15 protein-coding genes are annotated in these 13,000 nt (G+C 68.3%); 8 read left to right on the top strand and 7 right to left on the bottom strand.

Annotated features, from left to right (window positions below):
• The first annotated feature begins 137 nt into the window (after window positions 1–137).
• The 4 genes from ACRARE_RS18540 (at window position 138) to ACRARE_RS18525 (ending at window position 4,250) form a co-directional block, all read left to right on the top strand.
• Complete coding sequence (locus ACRARE_RS18540) at window positions 138–989, top strand: CPBP family intramembrane glutamic endopeptidase (protein ID WP_432657952.1); 852 nt, start codon at window positions 138–140, stop codon at window positions 987–989.
• On the top strand, window positions 986–1,906 hold the full coding sequence (locus ACRARE_RS18535; RefSeq protein ID WP_432657951.1) for a CPBP family intramembrane glutamic endopeptidase: 921 nt from the start codon (window positions 986–988) through the stop codon (window positions 1,904–1,906). Before ACRARE_RS18540 ends, ACRARE_RS18535 begins: the two co-directional genes overlap by 4 nt.
• 62 nt (window positions 1,907–1,968) lie before the next feature.
• Complete coding sequence (gene accD, locus ACRARE_RS18530) at window positions 1,969–2,979, top strand: acetyl-CoA carboxylase, carboxyltransferase subunit beta (RefSeq protein WP_432657950.1); 1,011 nt, start codon at window positions 1,969–1,971, stop codon at window positions 2,977–2,979.
• Window positions 2,980–3,011: 32 nt separating this feature from the next.
• Complete coding sequence (locus ACRARE_RS18525; RefSeq protein WP_432658061.1) at window positions 3,012–4,250, top strand: bifunctional folylpolyglutamate synthase/dihydrofolate synthase; 1,239 nt, start codon at window positions 3,012–3,014, stop codon at window positions 4,248–4,250.
• A 460-nt stretch (window positions 4,251–4,710) separates the two neighbouring features.
• Here ACRARE_RS18525 and zapE read toward each other — a convergent pair whose 3' ends face one another.
• Window positions 4,711–5,778, bottom strand: a complete 1,068-nt coding sequence (zapE, locus tag ACRARE_RS18520) for a cell division protein ZapE (protein WP_432657949.1) — start codon at window positions 5,776–5,778, stop codon at window positions 4,711–4,713.
• A gap of 143 nt (window positions 5,779–5,921) precedes the next feature.
• On the opposite strand from zapE, the gene ACRARE_RS18515 reads away from it, so the two are divergent.
• Window positions 5,922–7,166, top strand: coding sequence for an MFS transporter (locus ACRARE_RS18515; protein ID WP_432657948.1), 1,245 nt, complete (start codon window positions 5,922–5,924; stop codon window positions 7,164–7,166).
• A gap of 17 nt (window positions 7,167–7,183) precedes the next feature.
• Here the strand turns inward: ACRARE_RS18515 and ACRARE_RS18510 are convergent, their stop codons facing one another.
• The 5 genes from ACRARE_RS18510 to ACRARE_RS18490 are packed head-to-tail and all read right to left on the bottom strand — an operon-like array spanning window position 7,184 to window position 10,867.
• Window positions 7,184–8,125 carry an alpha/beta fold hydrolase gene (locus ACRARE_RS18510; protein ID WP_432657947.1) on the bottom strand — a complete coding sequence of 314 codons (942 nt, stop codon included), beginning with the start codon at window positions 8,123–8,125 and terminating at the stop codon, window positions 7,184–7,186.
• 6 nt (window positions 8,126–8,131) lie between these two features.
• Window positions 8,132–9,052 carry an ornithine cyclodeaminase family protein gene (locus ACRARE_RS18505; RefSeq protein ID WP_432657946.1) on the bottom strand — a complete coding sequence of 307 codons (921 nt, stop codon included), beginning with the start codon at window positions 9,050–9,052 and terminating at the stop codon, window positions 8,132–8,134.
• Window positions 9,049–9,678: an HAD family hydrolase gene (locus ACRARE_RS18500; RefSeq protein WP_432657945.1), complete on the bottom strand. Its 630-nt coding sequence runs from the start codon at window positions 9,676–9,678 to the stop codon at window positions 9,049–9,051. Before ACRARE_RS18500 ends, ACRARE_RS18505 begins: the two co-directional genes overlap by 4 nt.
• A gap of 18 nt (window positions 9,679–9,696) precedes the next feature.
• Entirely contained in the window at window positions 9,697–10,149 is a 453-nt protein-coding gene (locus ACRARE_RS18495; RefSeq protein ID WP_432657944.1) for a YaiI/YqxD family protein, read from the bottom strand.
• 25 nt (window positions 10,150–10,174) lie between these two features.
• Window positions 10,175–10,867 carry a nitroreductase family protein gene (locus ACRARE_RS18490; protein WP_432657943.1) on the bottom strand — a complete coding sequence of 231 codons (693 nt, stop codon included), beginning with the start codon at window positions 10,865–10,867 and terminating at the stop codon, window positions 10,175–10,177.
• 140 nt (window positions 10,868–11,007) lie between these two features.
• On the opposite strand from ACRARE_RS18490, the gene ACRARE_RS18485 reads away from it, so the two are divergent.
• A complete protein-coding gene (locus tag ACRARE_RS18485) occupies window positions 11,008–11,643 on the top strand; it encodes a TetR/AcrR family transcriptional regulator (protein ID WP_432657942.1) in 636 nt (211 codons plus the stop codon).
• Entirely contained in the window at window positions 11,640–11,927 is a 288-nt protein-coding gene (locus tag ACRARE_RS18480; protein WP_432657941.1) for an I78 family peptidase inhibitor, read from the top strand. Before ACRARE_RS18485 ends, ACRARE_RS18480 begins: the two co-directional genes overlap by 4 nt.
• Before the next feature lie 25 nt (window positions 11,928–11,952).
• Here the strand turns inward: ACRARE_RS18480 and ACRARE_RS18475 are convergent, their stop codons facing one another.
• Window positions 11,953–12,390: a c-type cytochrome gene (locus ACRARE_RS18475; RefSeq protein ID WP_432657940.1), complete on the bottom strand. Its 438-nt coding sequence runs from the start codon at window positions 12,388–12,390 to the stop codon at window positions 11,953–11,955.
• Window positions 12,391–12,631: 241 nt separating this feature from the next.
• On the opposite strand from ACRARE_RS18475, the gene ACRARE_RS18470 reads away from it, so the two are divergent.
• Window positions 12,632–12,982 (top strand): DUF2794 domain-containing protein, encoded by a 351-nt coding sequence (locus tag ACRARE_RS18470; RefSeq protein WP_432657939.1) that lies wholly within the window; start codon window positions 12,632–12,634, stop codon window positions 12,980–12,982.
• Window positions 12,983–13,000 lie beyond the last annotated feature (18 nt).

Below are 13,000 nucleotides of genomic sequence, written 5' to 3'. Positions count from 1 at the left end.
GCGAACCTCGGGCGCACTCGGGGCGCAGCGGCGCGCAAGAGGCACAGAGGGCGCCGATGCGCCCGCCCCGGGCCGATCTTTCCCTGCCGGTCATTGCGGCGATTGCGGCCCCCCCGGCCCGGCGCTAGCTTGCGCCCATGACAGACCCCAGACCCGACTCGACACCGCTGTGGCGGGATACACCGCCCGCGCTGTGGCGCAGCGTGCTGGGCCTCCTGATCTTCCTCAGCCTCTATTCCGTGCTGCTCAGCCTGTGGTTCATCGCCCTGGCCCCCTTTGCCGCGGCGCTGCCCGCCGGGCGCCAGGTGGCGACGCTGCTGATGCTGACCTCTTTCGTCACCGCGCTGCTGGCGCTGGAACTGGTGCTGCGGATGCTGCACGGGCGCGGGCTGGCGGCCCTGGCGGGGCCGCTGCCGCCGCTGCTGCGCCAGGGCGGGCGGGTCCTGCTTTATGCGCTGCCGGTGATGGTGGTGCTGTCGGCCCTGCCGATGCCCGAGGCGCTGGCGCCGCGCCGCCACTTGCAAACCGGCGCCTGGCTCAGCTGGCTGCCCCTGGGTCTGCTGGCCGTGGCGATCCAGATTTCGGCCGAGGAATTCCTGTTCCGCGGCTATGTGCAGGGCCGGTTGCGGGCGCGATTCGATCATCCGGCCCTGTGGCTGCTGCTGCCCGCGCTGCTGTTCGGCGTGCTGCATTTCGACCCCGGCAGCGGCGGCAATGCCTGGTGGTTCGTCGCCTCGGCCACGGCCTTTGGCCTGGCGGCGGGCGACCTGACCGCGCGCTCGGGCAGCCTGGGCCCGGCCCTGGCGCTGCATTTCCTGAACAACTGCACCGCCATCCTGATCCTGTCCTTCGGGGACGAGCTGGGCGGGCTGGCCCTCTATCACATGACGATCCGCCAGGATGACGCGGCGCTGCTGCCGCTGATGCCGGTGGACCTGGCCAGCACCCTGGTGCTGTGGCTGACGGCGCGACTGGCCCTGCGGCGATGAGCGCCTTTTTCGACCCCGCCCGCGCCTATCACCGCCATGGCGCCTTTGCCGCCCCTGCCACCACCCGCCCCGAGCTGTGGCGGCTGGTGGCAGGGCTGGCGGCGATCGAGGCGATCTTTGCCCTGGCCATCCAGGGCTTCGACGCCCTGCTGGAAGAGGTCGCGCCGCGCCTTGCCCAGGCGGTCTTCGAGGGCACCAGCCCCGCCGGCCTGACCCTGCAACTGGTCAGCTACGGCTTTCTGGGCCTGGCCACCGCCTTTGTGGTCGAGAAACTGCACGACCGCCCCGCCCGCAGCCTGATCGGGCCGCGCGGCCAGGGCGCGGCGATGCTGACCCGGGCCTTCCTGGGTGCCATGGCCTTTTACATGGTGGTGCAGTTCATGCCCCCCTGGGGCGACTTTGCCGCCATCGAAGAGGTGCGCCCCGCCGCCACCTGGCTGCTGATGCTGCCGCTGGCTCTGGGCGCGCTGCTGGTGCAGACCGCCTCGGAAGAGCTGCTGTATCGCGGCTATCTGCAACAGCAGATCGCCGCGCGTTTCGCCCATCCCGCGGTCTGGATGGTAGTGCCCAACCTGATCTTCGCCTCGGTCCACTGGAACGAGGGCTCGGGCTGGGCGGACAACTGGCAATATGTGATCTGGGCCTTCTGCTTTGGCCTGGCCTGTTCCGACCTGACCGCGCGGGCGGGCAGCCTGGGCCCGGCGATCGGGCTGCACCTGGCCAACAACGCCTATGCCTTCCTGTTCTTCGGCGAGGTCGGCGGGCTGGACAGCGGTTTGTCGCTGCTGCTGTTTCCCGCCACGCCCGAGATGCCCGACATGGGCGAGGGCGGCCCGATCCTGACCCTGACCCTGCTGATGGAACTGGCCGTGCTGGCCCTGGCCTGGCTTTCGGCGCGCCTGGCGATCAGGCGCTGATTGCAATCCCCGCCCCGCGCGCTTATTTCAGGGCGCGACGGAAACGCCCCAAAGAGGCCACGATGAACTGGATCAGCAATTACGTCCGGCCGCGGATCAACTCGATCTTCTCGCGCCGGGAAGTGCCCGAGAACCTCTGGTCCAAGTGCGACAGTTGCGGGACGATGCTGTTTCACCGTGAGCTGAAGGAAAACCTGAACGTCTGCACCAGCTGCGGGCATCACATGGGGATCACGCCGCGCGACCGCTTCCGCAACCTGTTCGACGGCGGCATCTTCACCGAGGTCGCCGTGCCCGAGCCGGTCGCCGACCCGCTGCATTTCCGCGACCAGAAGAAATACCCCGACCGGATGCGCGACGCGCGCCGCAAGACCGCCGAGAAGGAAGCCATGCTGGTGGCCGAGGGCGACATGGGCCGCACGCCCATCGTCGCCGCCGCGCAGGACTTCAGCTTCATGGGCGGCTCCATGGGGATGTATGTGGGCAATGCGATCATCGCCGCCGCCGAACGCGCCGTGCTGAAGAAATGCCCGCTGATCCTGTTCTCTGCCGCCGGGGGCGCGCGGATGCAGGAAGGGATCCTGTCGCTGATGCAGATGCCGCGCACCACGGTGGCGGTGCAGATGCTGAAAGAGGCGGGCCTGCCCTATATCGTCGTGCTCACCCACCCGACCACCGGGGGCGTTACCGCCTCCTACGCGATGCTGGGCGACGTGCAGATCGCCGAACCCAATGCGCTGATCTGCTTTGCCGGGCCGCGCGTGATCGAACAGACGATCCGCGAACAGCTGCCCGAAGGGTTCCAGCGCGCCGAATACCTGCTGGATCACGGGATGCTGGACCGCGTGACCCCGCGCACCAAGATGCGCGAAGAGCTGATCACCATCACCCGCATGTTGATGGGCCTGCCGCCCGCCGTCGCCGGTGACCTGCCCCCGCCCGCACCGATGACCGAGGCCACCGAGGCCGAGGCAGAGGCCCTGGCCGCCGCCGAAGCCGAGGCCAAAGCCCAGGCCGCCAAGGCAGAGGACACGCCCGCCGAGACCGGCAAGAAGAGCAAGTCCGAGAAGTGACCGCCGCCAGCTCCGACGCGCTGCTGGCGCGCATGATGCAGCTGCACCCCAAGGTCATCGACCTGGTTCTGGATCGTGTCTGGCGCCTGCTGGCGGCCCTGGATCACCCCGAGGAAAAGTTGCCACCGGTGATCCACCTGGCGGGCACCAATGGCAAGGGCTCGACCCTGGCCATGCTGCGCGCGGGTATCGAGGGGGCGGGCCAGGTGGCCCATGCCTATACCTCGCCGCATCTGGTGCGCTTTCACGAGCGGATCCGCCTGGCGGGCGAGCTGATCCCCGAGGCCGAGCTGACCGCGATCCTGGATGAATGCCTGGTGGCCAATGGCCCCGAGGCGATCACCTATTTCGAAATCACCACGGTCGCCGCCCTGCTGGCCTTCACCCGCACCCCCGCCGACTGGTGCCTGCTGGAAACCGGTCTGGGCGGGCGACTGGACGCCACCAATGTGGTGGCGCAACCGGCGATGACCATCCTGACCCCCATTTCCATGGATCACGAGGCCTTCCTGGGCGATAGCCTGGCCAAGATCGCGGGCGAGAAGGCGGGCATTCTCAAGCGCGGTGTTCCCTGCGTCGTCGGCCCTCAGCCCGAAGAGGCGCTCGACGTGATCGAGGCCCGCGCGGCGGTCCTTGGCGCCCCCCTGCTGGCCCATGGTCAGCACTGGCACGCCTGGGAAGAGCGCGGCCGCCTGGTCTTTCAGGATGAAACCGGCCTGCTGGACCTGCCCCTGCCCGCCCTGCCCGGGCCGCACCAGATCCAGAACGCCGGCGCGGCGCTGGCCGCCCTGCGCCACCTGGGCTTTGACGAGGTCGCCTGCGAGGCCGCCGTCACCGGCGCCAGCTGGCCCGCCCGCCTGCAACGGCTGGAGACCGGCACCCTGGCCGACATGGCGCCCGAGGCCGAGATCTGGCTGGACGGCGGGCACAACCCGGCGGCGGGCGAGGCCCTGGCCGAGTTCCTGGCCACCCGCCCGGCGCGACCCACCCATCTGATCTGCGGGATGCTGAACACCAAGGACGCCAGCGGCTATCTGCGCCCCCTGGCCGCCCGGGCCGACAGCCTGACCGCCGTGACCATCCCGGGCGAGGAAAACTCCCTGCCCGCCGAGGCCCTGGCCGCCACCGCCCGCGCCTGCGGGCTGGAGGCCGGGACCGCCGACAGCGCCGAGACCGCCCTGGCCGTCCTCACGGCGCGCGACCCCAAGGCGCGGGTGATGTTCTGCGGATCGCTGTATTTCGCGGGCGAGGTGCTGCGCCGGAATGGCTGAGACGCCCCCGGCGCGCTCCCGGCCCCCGCAGCCCCACGATTGCGGAAAAAACCGTCACTTCAAGAGCGACTCGTAACACCCTGATCCGAATCGGGTTTCCGAATCATCGCTTGACCGGGGTCGCGAAACCCTTGGTGAACCGATTCGTTTTGCATTGACCGATTCGACCCGATTCGCATAAAGTCCTTTTAGATCAGGCGTTCATCTGCATGGGTCGTTTCGCACAGCAGCCTATCACCGCGATTCGCATCATGTCGCAGACTTGGGATCTATCGGGCAGAACACAGGGGGTCGGACAACGACCCCCTTTTTGCTTTGTGGCGGCGCCCCTGTGGGGCGACGGGCCGGACAACGACCCCCTTTTGCTTTGTGGCGGCGCCCCTGTGGGGCGACGGGTCGGACAACGACCCCCTTTTACGTTCAGGCCAGCTGCTGTCAGCACGGCGGGATAAATCCCGCCCTACGTCTCCGCGCCCCAATCCTTGTCCTGCATCTCGCGCAGGCGCGAGGCGGTGCGCTCGAACTCGAAGACGCCCTCGCCCTCCATGTAAAGGCTTTCGGGCTGGTCGGCGGCGGAGCAGATCAGCCGCACCTTGGCCTCATACAGCGCGTCGATCAGCGTGACGAAACGTTTCGCCTCGTTGAAATTCGTCCGCCCCAGGCAGGGGATATCTTCCAGGATCAGCACCTCGACCGCCTCTGCCACGGCCAGGTAATCGCCCGGGCCCAGCATGGCACCGCAGAGATCGTGGAACCGCGCCCGGCCGACGCCCGAGCGGTAGGCGGGCAGCACCACTTCGCGCCCCTTCACCTTCAGCACCAGCGGCGCGCCCTTGCCGGTATCCCCGGTCAGATCGTGCCAATAGGCCTCGATCTGGGCGCGGGCCTCGGCATTGGCGGGGGTGAAATAGACCTGGGCGCCCGACAGGCGGTGCTGGCGGTAGTCATGCGGGCTTTCCAGCTCATGCACCACCAGCCGGTCCTTGATCAGCGCGATGAAGGGCAGGAACAGCTGCCGGTTCAGCCCGTTCTTGTACAGATCATCGGGGATCCGGTTGGAGGTCGTGACCACCACCACCCCCGCCTCGAACAGCGCCTCGAACAGGCGGCCCACGATCATGGCATCGGTGATGTCGGTGATCTGCATCTCGTCGAAGGCCAGCACCCGCAGCTCGGTGGTGATCTTTTCCACGACGGGTTTCAGGCTGTCCTCGACCCCCGCCTGGCGGGCGGCGTACATCCCTTCGTGGATCTCTTGCATGAAGGCGTGGAAATGGACCCGGCGCACCGGCACCTCCAGGCTTTCGACGAAGAGATCCATCAACATGGACTTGCCGCGCCCGACACCGCCCCACAGGTACAGGCCCTTCGGCGCCTCGGGGGCCTTCTTACGCCCGAAGAAGCCGCGCTTCACCGGCTGGGCAGTCAGCCCCTCGCGGATACGGTCGAACTCGGGCAGGACATGTTCCTGCGCGGGATCGGGGCGGATCTCTCCGCTGGCGACGCGGGCGTGATAGATGTCGGACATGCATTGGGTCATGGGGGGCTAGATAATACGCCGCCCCCGGCTGGGAAAGCGCACATTCGCGAATGGCCCACCTCACGAAGGCTGAATTGACTGCGCGCGACCAAAGTCTAATCTGCGCCCAATCTTTGGAGGAGATCCCCACCATGACAGCCGCCCCGCGCCTGCTGACCCCCGTGCTGATTGTCGGCTGCCTGATCATCCTGGTGAACTTCGCCATTCGCGCCAGTTTCGGGGTCTTCCAGATCCCGATCGCCGAGGAATTCAACTGGATGCGCGCCGACTTCTCGCTGGCCATCGCGATCCAGAACCTCGCCTGGGGGATCGGCCAGCCGCTGTTCGGTGCCTTCGCGGAAAAGCTGGGCGACCGGCGGGCCATCATCCTGGGCGCGGTGATCTATGCCGCCGGCCTCGTGGCCTCGTCCTTTGCGGTGACCCCCGAGGCCCATTGGGGGCTGGAGGTCTTGGTGGGCTTTGGCATCGCGGGCACCGGCTTTGGCGTGATCCTGGCGGTGGTGGGCCGCGCCGCGGCGCCCGAGCACCGGTCCATGGCGCTGGCCATTGCCACGGCGGCGGGCAGCGCGGGCCAGGTGGTGGGCGCGCCGGTGGCCGAATTCCTGCTGGGCATGATGCCCTGGCAGAACGTCTTCCTGGTCTTTGCCGCCGCGATCCTGGCGGTGCTGCTGTTCCTGCCGCTGATGCGCAGCCCGACACCCCCCGCCAGCAAGGCCGAGCTGGAAGAGACCCTGGGCCAGATCCTGCTGCGCGCGGGCAAGGATCCGACCTTTGCCATGATCTTCCTGGGCTTCTTTTCCTGCGGCTATCAGCTGGCCTTCATCACGGCGCATTTCCCGGCCTTCGTGACCGAGCTTTGCGGGCCCATTGCCTCGGGCGGGATCCTGGCCTCGCTGGGGATCACCACAACCTCGGCCCTTGGCGCCATCGCGATCTCGCTGATCGGCATCTTCAACATCGCGGGCACGCTGACGGCGGGCTGGCTGGGCAACCGGCTGCCGAAGAAATACCTGCTGGCGGGGATCTATACCCTGCGGACCATCGTGGCGGGGACCTTTATCGTGCTGCCGATCACCCCGGCCTCGGTGCTGATCTTCTCGGCCCTGATGGGCGGGCTGTGGCTGGCCACGGTGCCGCTGACCAGCGGGTTGATCGCCCATATCTACGGGATGCGCTACATGGGCACGCTTTACGGGATCGTCTTCCTCAGCCACCAGATCGGCGGCTTCCTAGGGGTCTGGCTGGGCGGCAAGATGTACGACATCCACGGCGATTACACGCTGGTCTGGTGGGTCGGCGTGGGCGTCGGCGCCTTCTCGGCGCTGATCCACCTGCCGGTGCGGGAAAACCGGCCCGGGCTGCCTGCCTCGGCCTGACCCCAGGGGCGGCGGGATCAGATCTCGCCGTCTTCCCACAGCCAGTCGCGGAAGGCGCGCACCACCGCCTCGGGGTGTGACAGGGGCAGCCAGTGGCCCGCCCCCGCCACCTCTTTCTGCACCGAGGCGCGGTTCCAGCGCGAGATGACGCCCATCCCCTCCAACGGGATCACGCGGTCTTCGCTGGCCCAGATCGACAGCAGCGGCAGGCCTTCCTTGGCGATCTTGCGATGTTCCAGCGCCATCGGATCGCGCAGCACCCCGCGCAGGGCCGACAGGACGGCGGGGGTAAAGCCGCGCCAGTCGGCCTCGGCGGCCTGCATCCGGGCATAGCTGCGCGACACGCCCTCGGCCTCGGCGGTGCGGGCGCTGCGGCGGTGCTGGCGCGGGTAGAGCAGATGGAACAGCCAGCGCCCGGTCCAGCCGCCATCGCGCATCCAGCGGGTCAGCCCGGTGGGAAAGCCCCCCATGCCCGCCGGGGCCACCAGCACCAGTTTCTCGATCTGCGCCGGATAGCGCGCGGCAAAGGCCGCCGCGATGGCGCCGCCCATGGAATAGCCAAACAGGGTCACCGGCTCGGCCACGCTCAGCGCCTCCAGCAGGTCGACCAACTGGGTCAGGAAGAAATCGGCATCCTGCGCGCCCGGCGGCCGGTCGGACCAGCCGCGCCCGTACAGATCATAGCTCAGCACCCGGTAGCCCATGTCGACCAGCCCCGGCACCACCCCGTCCCAGACATAGGACGGCGTGGTCAGCCCGTGGATCAGCACGGCGACCGGCGCGTCCTCATCCTCGCCATGCCAGCGGTAATGGGTGCGCCCCTGGGGCAGATCGGCCACCTCGCCCGGCGCCTTGTCGCGGCGTTCGCTGGCGCGGGGGCGGGCATCCTCGGCCAGGAAGGGCGCCCAGGCCAGCGCCCCGCCGCCCAACAGCAGACCGATCAGGGGCGCGACGGTCATCTCAGGTCACCGGGCCGCGCGCCAGGCGTCCAGCACATGGCGCGCCGTCATCAGGTCCAGGTGCGCGCCACCGCCGTTCTTGAACAGGGTGATCTCGTCGTCGCTGCCCCGGGTGAAGGCGCCTAGGTCGTAGTAATCGGCCAGCAGGTCGGCGCGGGTGATGGCGCCGCTGTCCAGCGGGATCTGGATCTCGCCGATATGGCCAATGGTCGTGTCGAAACTGTCGACGAAGATCCGCGCCCGTTGCAGCACGCTGTCCATCGCCTCGCGCATGTCGGGGCGATAGGCGCCGATCAGGTCCACATGGGTTCCAGGGCGCAGCCAGGCACCGTCCAGATAGGGCTGGGTCGCCATGGTGGCGCAGGTGACGATGTCGGCCTGGGCCACGGCCGCCGCCAGATCTGTCACCGCCTCGACGCCTGGGTAGCGCGCCGCCAGGGCCTCGGCCCCCGCAGGCGTGCGGTTCCAGACCAGGAACCGCGCCTGCGGGAAGGCCGCACCATAGGCTTCGCGCAGCGAGGCGGCGACGGCCCCCGCGCCGACGATCAGGATGACCTGGCTGTCGGGCCGCGCCAGGCGGCGCGCCGCCAGCAGGCTGTCGCCGGCGGTCTTCCACTTGGTCACCAGGTGAAAGTCAACAATGGCCTCCAGCGTGCCGTCGGCGTCCGACATCAGGTTCACCGCCCCGTTCACCGCCGGTTTGCCGACCGCCTTGTTGCCCGGAAAGATCGTCGCCGCCTTCACCGCCACGCCCAGCCCGTCGATCCAGGCCGAGCGGGTCAGCAGCGTGTCGTCACCGCGATAAAGGAAGGTATCCCCGATCTCGGCCTTGGGCAGGTCATGGGCGGCGGCCAGGGCATCGGTCAGCCGCAGCCAGTCGAGGACGCTTTCGCCCTCTTGATAAGAGATCATGGCAATGTCGCTCATGCCGCCTCCTCCTCGCTCAGCAGCCCCTCCGCCACCAGGCGCGTGGCCAAGCCTTCGGGGTGTTCGAACTGATGGGTGCGCCAGCCGCGCGCGGCGGCGGCGGCGATATTGTCGCCCCGGTCGTCGGTGAACAGCAGCGCCGCGCCCGACAGCCCGCTGCCCTCTTCCAGGATCTCGTAGATGCGCGGATCGGGCTTGATCACGCCCAGGTGCCCCGAGACATAGCCCTGATCGAATTCATCCAGCACCGGGTATTCGGCGCGGGCGATCTCATAGGTGCCGATGCCGAAGTTCGAGAGAGAGAAGACCGGGATCCCCTTGGCGCGCAGCGCCCGCAGCAGGCGCCAGGAATGGGGAATGGCGGGCGAGCACATGGTCAGCCAGTCCTCGTGCCAGGTCATGATCTCATCGTGCCATTCGGGATGGTCGGCGGCCAGGCGGCGGGTCAGCTCGCCCATGTCCTCGCCGCGATCGACGCGGTCGTTCATGGCGGACAGATCGACGGCGGCGAAGATCTCGCGCCGTTTCTCTTCGCCGTATTTGGCGTCGTAATGCGCCTCCGGGTGCCACTCTAGCAGAACGTTGCCGATGTCGAAGACGACGGCCTTGATGGGCGTTGCGGTCATAGGTCTTTGGTCCGTTTTCTATTTCGCAGCGCTGCGCAGTGCGGTTTCCAGAGCATCCAGAAAACGAGAGCGGTCCGCCTTTGTAAAGCCCTTGCCCCCGCCGCCCGCACCCAGGGGATTGGCGGCGCGCAGATCGGCCATCAGATCGCGCATCGCCAGCTGCTGGCCGATGTTGGCTTCGGTGAACCGCTCGCCGTTATGGCGCAGACAGGTGGCCCCGGCGGCGACGCATTTCGCCGCCAGTGGGATGTCCCCGGTGACCACCACATCGCCCGGGCCCGCCCGCTCGGCGATCCACATGTCGGCCACGTCGGGCCCTTCGGCCACGATCTGGTGGCGCACGTAAGGATTGGCCGAGGGGCGCAGCCCGCCGTTCGACACCATCCACAGGGTCACCTTGTGGCGGGTCGCCACCTTCTCGGCCTCGGCCTTCACCGGGCAGGCGTCGGCATCAACGTAGATCTGGGTCATCGGGCTCCGTTTCGGGGGTCGGGGGTCAGGGACAAAGGGTCAAGATCTCGTCCAGGGGTTTCTTGATCTTGGCCACCTCGGGCACCGTGGCCTCTGCCGCCGGGTGGCCCACGGCCAGGATCATCACCGGCTTTTCATGCTCGGGCCGGTCGCAAAGATCGTTGAGGAACCGCATCGGGTTGGGCGTATGGGTCAGGCAGGACAGGCCCGCCGTATGCAGCGCGGTGATCAACATCCCCGTGGCGATGCCGACGCTTTCGGGCACGTAATAATTCTTGTAGCGCTCGCCCTCCTGGGTCAGCCCGTAGCGCTGCGCGAAGATGACGATCAGCCAGGGCGCGACCTCAAGATGCGGCTTGTCCACGCCGGTCCCGATGGGTTCCAGCGCGGCCAGCCATTCGTCGCCCGCGCCCCCCGCATAGAACCTTTCCTCTTCGGCCTCGGCGGCGGCACGGATGCGCGCCTTCATCGCCGGATCGGCGATGGCCACGAAATGCCAGGGCTGGTGGTTGGCCCCAGAGGGCGCCAGCCCTGCGGCGGCCACACAGGTGGAAATCACCTCGGCCGCCACGGGCCGATCGCTGAACTCGCGCACCGAATGGCGCTGCGCCATCAGGGCGCGAAAGGCCTCGGCCTCGGCCTGCATCTGCGCCGGCTCCAGATCGCGCCGGTCCGGCAATGGCAGCGCGCGATAGGCCACCTGTCCCTTGCTGTACATCGTCCCTCCCTCCGGGCGGCAACAGCCCGGTTTCTTTGCGCCCGATCATCGCAGAGGCGCCTGTGGCGTCAACCACCGCCCGCAAGGCTTGCCGTACCCCCGCGCAGCGGCCATTATCCCTGCGCAAGCGCGGAGGTTACATGACCCGTCAAACATCCCCCGGCCGTCGGGGGCGCAAATACGATCAGGTTCTGGAAGGCGCCCGGCGCATCTTCCTGAAGGACGGGTTCGACAATGCCAATGTCGACGACATCGCCAAAGAGGCCGGGGTGTCGAAGGCGACGCTGTACAGCTATTTCCCCGACAAGCGCCTGCTGTTCATCGAGATCGCCCGCAGCGAATGCCGCGCCCAGGCCGAGGCCGCGCGCCAGTTCGTCCTGCCGGACCTGCCCGCCAAGGAGCTGCTGACGGCGGCGGCGCGGCGCATGGTGCAGAACCTCAGCTCGCCCCTGGTGGTGTCGATGTTCCGCCTGGCCGCCGCCGAGGCCAATCGCTTTCCCGACCTCGCCCAGGCCTTTTACGAGGCCGGGCCGCAGATGGCGCGGACCAAGATCGCGGCCTTTCTGCGCGATGCCACCGCAGCGGGCGAGCTGAACGTCGACGACCCCGAGCTGGCCGCGGACCAGTTCATCGAGATGTGCAAGGCGCGGATCATGCCGAAATTGCTGTTCGGCATCATCGAGGCGGTCCCCGCCGCCGAGGGCGAACATATCGCCGACGAGGCGGTAAAGACCTTCCTGTGCCGCTATGGCGTTCCGGCAAAGGCCCCGGCATGAGGGGCCGCCGGATCCACCTGGCCCCGAGCCTGACCCTGTGCCTGGCGCTGCTGGCCAGCCCCGGCGCCGCCCTGGCGATGAGCGCGGGGCCAAAGACCCCCTGCGGCATGGAAAAGCTGGACCACATTCTGGGGCAGCCATGGTCCGAGGATCTGATCCCGCCGCGCGACGGGCGCGTGCGGGTGCTGCGGCCCGGCGACATGATGACGATGGATCACCTGCCGGACCGCCTGAACGTGCATCTGGATACCGACGACCGGGTGGCCGAGCTGCGCTGCGGCTAGGCACCCACCGTCCGCGCGTCCCGCGTCAGTCGACGCGATAGGCCTGATGGCAGGCGCCACAGCTGCCACCGATCGGGCGGAACCCGGCCTGCACGCTTTCCAGCGAGGCGGTGTCCAGCGCCGCCACGGCAGCCTCGAAATCGGCGGCATCGGCGGTGAAGCCCTCCCAGTCGTCCCAGATCGCCGGGGCGGCCTCGGATTCGGGGTCGGTCTCGTTGGCCTCGAATTTCGCCGGGATCATCGCGGCGGCGGCGGCCAGGGCGGCCTTGGCCTCGGCGGCGGTGGCGGCTTCGAAGGCGGTCTTGCCCTGCACCATGCCGCCCAGGGTGGCAAAGTTGGTGCGGATCTCGCCCATCAGGGCCATCCGCTCTTTGACGACGGGATTGGCGACATCGGCATGGGCCAGGGCGGCGGCGCCAAAGGTGACGGTGGCGGCCGCGAGGGCGAGGGTCTTCAGCTGCATCGGAGGGTCTCCACGTTGCGAAAAGGGGCGTTGCGGATCACCTTACAGCCATTGCACGCAGGACCAAATGCCGCAGTCCGCAGATCACGAAAAGGTCAGGATCCCGCCGCCGGTTCCGGCCCGAGGGCCCGGCCCTGCGTCCGCCTGATCGCGCGAATTTGAGGCACTCTCGCCCCTGATCGGGCCGGGCCGGGGGCGAAACCTGCTTGCTTTTGCCCCGGGGCGGGCGCAGGCTCGGCGGATGAACATGCAGACCAATGCCCCGATCCCGGGCGTTTCCGCCGACCAGGTCGCCTTTCACCGCACCGAGCTGAGCGTGATCCTGTCGCTCTACGGGCGGTTCGTGGCGGCGGGCGAATGGCGCGACTACGGCATTTCCAGCCTGCGCGAAGTGGCGGTCTTTTCGGTGTTCCGCCGCTCTGCCGAATTCCCCCTCTACCGGATCGAGAAGCGGCCCAAGCTGCGCAACAAGCAGGGCATGTATGCGGTGGTGGGCATGGACGGCCAGGTGCTGCGCCGAGGCCATGACCTGAAGACCGTGCTGCGGGTGCTGGAACGCAAGCTGATCCGCGCGGTGGACGCGGCAGACTGAGGGCCCGCGCCCCGGTTC

Source organism: Pseudooceanicola aquaeponti (assembly GCF_050897975.1).
GTDB lineage: Bacteria > Pseudomonadota > Alphaproteobacteria > Rhodobacterales > Rhodobacteraceae > Pseudooceanicola.
This window is presented reverse-complemented; position numbering and strand designations above follow the sequence as displayed.

Bases quoted from the DNA above. Each gene is read 5' to 3' on its own strand.
- ACRARE_RS18540 (WP_432657952.1), top strand. From the start codon at position 138: ATGACAGACCCCAGACCCGACTCGACACCGCTGTGGCGGGATACACCG.
- ACRARE_RS18535 (WP_432657951.1), top strand. From the start codon at position 986: ATGAGCGCCTTTTTCGACCCCGCCCGCGCCTATCACCGCCATGGCGCC.
- ACRARE_RS18525 (WP_432658061.1), top strand. From the start codon at position 3,012: ATGATGCAGCTGCACCCCAAGGTCATCGACCTGGTTCTGGATCGTGTC.
- ACRARE_RS18490 (WP_432657943.1), bottom strand. From the start codon at position 10,867: ATGTACAGCAAGGGACAGGTGGCCTATCGCGCGCTGCCATTGCCGGAC.
- ACRARE_RS18500 (WP_432657945.1), bottom strand. From the start codon at position 9,678: ATGACCGCAACGCCCATCAAGGCCGTCGTCTTCGACATCGGCAACGTT.
- ACRARE_RS18480 (WP_432657941.1), top strand. From the start codon at position 11,640: ATGAGGGGCCGCCGGATCCACCTGGCCCCGAGCCTGACCCTGTGCCTG.
- ACRARE_RS18475 (WP_432657940.1), bottom strand. From the start codon at position 12,390: ATGCAGCTGAAGACCCTCGCCCTCGCGGCCGCCACCGTCACCTTTGGC.
- ACRARE_RS18515 (WP_432657948.1), top strand. From the start codon at position 5,922: ATGACAGCCGCCCCGCGCCTGCTGACCCCCGTGCTGATTGTCGGCTGC.
- ACRARE_RS18470 (WP_432657939.1), top strand. From the start codon at position 12,632: ATGAACATGCAGACCAATGCCCCGATCCCGGGCGTTTCCGCCGACCAG.
- zapE (WP_432657949.1), bottom strand. From the start codon at position 5,778: ATGTCCGACATCTATCACGCCCGCGTCGCCAGCGGAGAGATCCGCCCC.
- ACRARE_RS18495 (WP_432657944.1), bottom strand. From the start codon at position 10,149: ATGACCCAGATCTACGTTGATGCCGACGCCTGCCCGGTGAAGGCCGAG.
- ACRARE_RS18510 (WP_432657947.1), bottom strand. From the start codon at position 8,125: ATGACCGTCGCGCCCCTGATCGGTCTGCTGTTGGGCGGCGGGGCGCTG.
- accD (WP_432657950.1), top strand. From the start codon at position 1,969: ATGAACTGGATCAGCAATTACGTCCGGCCGCGGATCAACTCGATCTTC.
- ACRARE_RS18505 (WP_432657946.1), bottom strand. From the start codon at position 9,052: ATGAGCGACATTGCCATGATCTCTTATCAAGAGGGCGAAAGCGTCCTC.
- ACRARE_RS18485 (WP_432657942.1), top strand. From the start codon at position 11,008: ATGACCCGTCAAACATCCCCCGGCCGTCGGGGGCGCAAATACGATCAG.